General features: G+C 67.8%; 1 protein-coding gene. It reads right to left on the bottom strand.

Annotation, left to right across the window (positions count from 1 at the left end; translation table 11 throughout):
* Positions 1-1652: type I polyketide synthase (locus tag B9S57_RS36210; protein WP_146057748.1), on the bottom strand; the 1652-nt coding region annotated here is incomplete at both ends.

The raw sequence follows: 1652 nt of genomic DNA, 5'->3' as shown, positions 1-1652 counted from the left end.
GCGAACGCCTTGCACCGGCCGTCCGCCGCCAGACCACGCTGCCGCGAGAACTCCACGAACGTCCCAGGGGTGGCCATGACCGTCACCCCACCGGCCAGCGCCATCGAACACTCACCCGACCGCAACGCCTGAATCGCCCAGTGCAACGCCACCAACGACGACGAACACGCCGTATCCACCGTCACCGCCGGGCCCTCGAGCCCCAACGTGTACGACACCCGACCCGACGCCACACTGCCCGAGTTCCCGATTCCGAGGTAGCCCTCGGTGTCGTCCGGCGCGGTCCTCAGCCGGGAGGCGTAGTCGTGGTACATCACGCCGGCGAACACACCCGTACGGCTGCCGCGCAGCGAGTCGGGATCGATACCGGCCCGCTCGACGGCCTCCCACGAGGCCTCGAGGAGGAGCCGTTGCTGCGGATCCATCGCCAGAGCCTCACGCGGCGAGATCCCGAAGAACTCGGGGTCGAACTCAGCGGCTTCGTAGAGGAATCCACCCTGTTGCGTGTATGTCGTGCCCGTCCGGTCAGGGTCTGCGTCGAAAAGCGTGGCAATATTCCATCCTCGGTCGGCGGGGAAGCTGCCGATGCCGTCACCCCCGCCTGCCACCAGTCGCCACAGGCCGTCCGGATCGGATACCGCACCCGGATAACGGCAGCTCATCCCGACGATCGCGATCGCTTCGTCGCCCGCCACATCAGCCACAGCCGAGTCGCGGGTGGAGCCGGTGTCATCCCCGAGTGCCTGGGAGAGCAGGAACTCGGCCAAGTCTGCGGGGGTCGGATAGTCGAAGACCAGTGTGGCCGGAAGGTGCAGCCCCGTCACGGCCGCAAGCCTGTTGCGCAGTTCGACGGCGGTGAGTGAGTCGAACCCCAGTTCCTTGAACGCCTGCGTCGCTTCGATCTCATGGCTGGACGCGTGCCCGAGGACCGTCGCGACCTCAGCCTTCACCAGCCCGTCCACGAGCCGCGCCCGATCCGCGGGCGCAAGTGCGGCCAGGCGGTCGGCCAGCACGGCCCCCTGGGCTGCTCCGGTATGGACGGCTCGCGTCCTGTGCATCCGCACGAGGTCCTGAAGCAGCGCAGGTACGGCTCCTGTGGAAGCGAGGCGACGCAGGGCAGCACGGTCCAGTTTGATGGGCACCAGAGCGGCTGCACCAGTACCTGAAACAGCATCGAACAAGGCCAGTCCGTCGGGCGCGCTCAGTGGTATGACGCCGTCCCGGGCCATGCGCTGGGTGTCGGCGGCGTCGAGACGCCCGAGCATCCCGCTTTCCGCCCAGGGCCCCCAGCCCAGCGACAGACCCACCAGCCCATCAGCCCGCCGAACCTCGGCCAACGCATCAACAAACGCGTTCGCCGCCGCATAATTCGCCTGCCCCGACGACCCCAGCGTCGCCGCAGCAGAAGAGAACAGCGTGAACATCGACAGATCCATGTCGCGCGTCAACTCATGCAGATTCCACGCCGCATCAACCTTCGGCCGCAACACCGCCGACAACCGCTCCGACGNNNNCGACGACACCACACCGTCATCCAAGACGCCGGCGGTATGCACCACACCCGTCAGCGGGTGCCCGGCCTCCACACCGTCCAACACCCCCGCCAACGCCACACGATCAGCCACATCACACGCCACGAACCGAGCCCGCGC

Source organism: Streptomyces sp. SM10 (genome assembly GCF_002910915.1).
Classification (GTDB): Bacteria; Actinomycetota; Actinomycetes; order Streptomycetales; family Streptomycetaceae; genus Streptomyces.
The sequence above is the reverse complement of the archived record's forward strand: the minus strand, read 5'-3'. Positions and strand labels throughout refer to the sequence as shown.